The organism is Bradyrhizobium sp. MI1.10, from assembly GCF_055811035.1.
This window is the reverse complement of sequence record NZ_JBVVPN010000062.1, coordinates 1-3,724: the sequence shown is the minus strand read 5'-3', so window position 1 is coordinate 3,724 and position 3,724 is coordinate 1. Positions and strand designations below refer to the sequence as shown.

General features: G+C 67.5%; 3 protein-coding genes. 1 reads left to right on the top strand and 2 read right to left on the bottom strand.

Features of this window, described 5'->3' with window-relative positions; genetic code table 11:
* The first annotated feature begins 212 nt into the window (after positions 1-212).
* On the top strand, positions 213-1,880 hold the full coding sequence (locus AC0L3K_RS36455) for a SulP family inorganic anion transporter (protein ID WP_007600919.1): 1,668 nt from the start codon (positions 213-215) through the stop codon (positions 1,878-1,880).
* A 161-nt stretch (positions 1,881-2,041) separates the two neighbouring features.
* Here AC0L3K_RS36455 and AC0L3K_RS36450 read toward each other — a convergent pair whose 3' ends face one another.
* Together AC0L3K_RS36450 and AC0L3K_RS36445 are read right to left on the bottom strand one after the other, a co-directional pair.
* Complete coding sequence (locus AC0L3K_RS36450) at positions 2,042-2,404, bottom strand: hypothetical protein (RefSeq protein ID WP_007600918.1); 363 nt, start codon at positions 2,402-2,404, stop codon at positions 2,042-2,044.
* Positions 2,405-2,522: 118 nt separating this feature from the next.
* Positions 2,523-3,724: Spy/CpxP family protein refolding chaperone (locus tag AC0L3K_RS36445; RefSeq protein ID WP_473367863.1), on the bottom strand; the 1,202-nt coding region annotated here is incomplete at its 5' end.

The following is a 3,724-nucleotide window of genomic DNA, read 5'->3' as shown; positions in this document are numbered from 1 at the left end:
CCCCCCCCCCCCGGGGCGGCCCCCCCCCCCCGCCCCCCCACCGCCCCCCCCGCGCGCCCCCCCTATTGGCCCCCCCCCGGGCCCCGCCCCGCCCCGCCCCGGGGGGGCTCGAAATGACGACGGATGGAGATAAACTGCGTCTTCTGCTTCCCGATACGGAAATGCTGTAGTCTAACCGACTAACGCCAGGGCTTTCCGGGGACTCCACATCGATGCCGCACGACGCTCACGCCAAGCCAGCTTGGCCGCTGTTTCGCTCACTCGCGTCCTATTCCCTCCCGGGCGACCTGATGGCGGGGCTGACGCTCGCGGCGATCGCGATTCCCGAGCAGATGGCCACGGCGCGGCTCGGCGGCTTCGCGCCGCAGATCGGCTTCTTCGCCTTTATGGCGGGCTCGCTCGGCTTTGCGATGCTCGGCGGCAACCGCTTCCTGTCCTGCGGCGCCGATTCCACGATCACGCCGATCTTCGCCGGCGGACTGGCGGCGCTGGCCGCCACCGGCTCGCCTGAGTATCAGGGGCTCGCGATCGCGCTGGCACTGATGGTCGGCGCGATGATGCTGGCCGGCGGCGCTTTCCGCCTCGGCGGCATCGCCAATCTCTTGTCCGTGCCCGTCATGGTCGGCTTCCTCGCCGGCATCTCCGTCCACATCATCGTCTCGCAATTGCCGGGCGTGCTGGGTCTGGACTCGCCGGGCGGGCCGACGCTCGATCGCATCGGTGTGCTCGCAAGCGAGCTCGGCCGCACCAATCCCTTCACGCTGTGCATCGGCTTCGGTGTGCTGGCCGTGGTCTTCGTCTCCGAGAAGGTCAGCGCAAAAATTCCGGGCGCGCTGATCGGGCTCGTCGCCGCGACGCTGGCCACGATCGCACTCGGCCTCGAGAGCAAGGGCGTCAATGTCGTAGGCCTCGTGCCGGGGACGCTGCCGCGGCCGACCTTCCCCGAGCTTGCAGCGGAGCAATGGGTCCGCCTCGTGCCGCTCGCCTTTGTCATCACGGTCGTGGTGATGGTGCAGACTGCGGCGACGACGCGCTCGTTCCCGTCCGATCCCGACAAGCCGGCCGATGTCGATCGCGATTTTCTCGGCGCGGGCGCCGGCAGCGTGCTGTCGGGCCTGTTCGGCGCGTTTCCGGTCAATGCCAGCCCGCCGCGGACGGGCATTGTCGCCGAGACCGGCGGACAATCGCAGCTCGCGGGTCTCGCCGCCGCTGCGATCGTGCTGGCGCTGCTCGCGTTTGGAACGGGATTGCTGCAGCACGTTCCGGACGCAGCCCTCGGCGGCATCCTGCTGTTCGTCGCGCTGCGCATCATCCGCGTGAAGCAGATCGTCACGATCTATCACCAATCCCCGAGCGAATTCCTTCTGATCGCCGCCACCGCCGCGCTGATCATCGTGCTGCCGATCCAGCAGGGTGCGTTCCTCGGCATCGTGCTGTCGCTGCTGCACGGCATCTGGAGCACGACGCGCGCGCGGCTGGTCGAGTTCGAGCGCGTGCCGGGCACCACGATCTGGTGGCCGGCGCACCCGCACATCACCGGCGAGCGCATCGACGGCGTCGCCGTGATCGGGTTGCAGGCGCCGCTGTCGTTCCTCAATGCGCCCGGCTTTCGCAGCGACGTGTCCAGGGTGCTCGGCGCGACGCCGCCGCAACTGCTGGTGCTGGAGGCGAGCGGCATGGTCGAGATCGACTTCACCGCCGCGCAGATCCTGCTCGACGTTTTCAGGGCCTGCAGCGAACAGGGTGTCACGGTCGCGCTGGCCCGGCTGGAATCGGTACGCGCGCAGGCCGCGTTCGAGCGGTTCAGGCTGTTCGAGGCGCTGCCCCGGGAGAACGTCTTCCACAGTGTGGACGAGGCCGTGCGGAAGTTGGCGAAATAAGTCCTGCTACGCACTCCGATCCTCATCCTGAGGAGCCCGCGAAAAGCGGGCGTCTCGAAGGATGGCCACGGGCGAGATCCGGGCCTTCATGGTTCGAGACGCGCGAAGACGCGCTCCTCACCATGAGGGTCTTGGTGCAACGACGATCGCGCGAGCACCGCTCACTGCGCCAATGTCGGATGATCCCGCTGGACCGTTTCGCGGATCCAGCTGGCATGGATCGCGCGAAACAGGATCTGCGCCGTCTTGAGGTCGTTTGCCTTCATGCAGAGATCGACGATGCGGTGCACTGCGTCGTCGCGCATCAGTCCATCTGAGATCTTCATCGCGATTTCCATCGCGACTTTCGCCGCGCGCTCGTAGCGCGCGCTGTCGCGCTTGTCGTTGCGCGCGCTGCCTGCCGCGCTGGCCGCAGCCGCGTCACAGATCGCACGGATGCGCTCGGCGGCGTCGATGTCGCCGAGCGGTCCTTCGACCGTCTCATCCCAGACGTCGCCCGCCTTCTTCCTTGCGAACCACTCCATCACCCCGCCACCCGTGGTCTTCCGGCCACCGCATTGTTTCTGCTTCAGCGCCACCCAGCATAGAGAACCGCAGTGCGATCGGCGAGGCGGTTTTCCGCCACGGCTTTTTGCGACGCGCTCAGGACGTCCGACGCGGCCCGATCGCCTCGAACTGCGCCTTCTGCTCGTCGCTCAACGTGCCATAGAAATCCTCGAGCGCGGCCCGCACTGATTTCACGCCGTCCAGCATCATTTCGAGCCGCTTGTGAACCGCGGCCATGCGCGCCGGTGGTGTCATCACGTCGCTGGGCTGGCACGCGTCCTTGAGCGAATCTTTGACCCTGGCGCTGGTATCCTGAAGCACTTGCAGAGCAGCACGCTGAGTCTCACTGGGATGGAGCCGCGCGCCGATCTCGCCGGCTGGCCAATCGAGCCCAACAGGCGCACCGCAATTCTGAACCAGCGATGCGCTGGCGTCGCGGGAAGCCGCTGTCCGGCGCTGATCCTCGGCCAACGCATTGAAACGGGCCTTCTGCTCGTCGGTGAGGGCCCCATAGAATTTGTCGAGCGCCGGTTGCACCAGCTCGACGGCCTTCTCCATCGCCTCGATGCGCTGCTGCATCGCCGCCAACCGACCGGGCGCCGTCGCCGCGACTTGCGTTGGACAGGCCGCGCGGATGAGCTCTGCTGCCTGGATCGAGACATTGCCGAGTTCGTCGAGGCTTGCGCCTTGCGCCTCGGTCGGCTGCACCGCCGCGACGATCTGGTCGATCGGCAGACCGACGATTTCGCGACGGTCGCTGCCGCAAAGCTGATCGAGCGCAACGCCTCGCGCTTGCCGTCGTCCCTGCGATCGTTGCGGCAGATAGGCCGAGAGGCGATCATAGCCATAGGGGCCGAACATGCCGGCATAGATGTCGGGATAGCCGTAGCCCCAGAAGCCGAGACCGTCGCCCCAGATCGCGTAGTCGTAGAGGTCGTTGTAGGCGAACGGCCAGAACAGCGGCCCGACCCAGCCATAGCCGCCCCCGGCATGTTGCCACCAACCGCCGCTTGCGCCGTGCCAGCCGGCAAGGGCGGCCGCAGCTGCGATCTGGGCCCGCGCCGCCGGATTGCTGATCAGCCGGCCATTGCGAAACGCGCTGGAGTGCGCGTTCAGGGCATTGCGAAAATGCGCGGGACGGATACCCGTATTGCGGATCTGACCGAATTTCGAGGAACCATGTCGGGCTCCGGCTGCGAACCGCGTCCCGCCATGATGCCCGCCGCCGCCATGCGCGTGCCCGAAACCGTGACCGCCGAAATGACCGCCGCCATGATGGCCACCCCCGTGCCCACCGC

Excerpts from the sequence above, each read along its gene's own strand:
- AC0L3K_RS36455 (WP_007600919.1), top strand. The coding sequence starts at position 213 with ATGCCGCACGACGCTCACGCCAAGCCAGCTTGGCCGCTGTTTCGCTCA.
- AC0L3K_RS36450 (WP_007600918.1), bottom strand. The coding sequence starts at position 2,404 with ATGGAGTGGTTCGCAAGGAAGAAGGCGGGCGACGTCTGGGATGAGACG.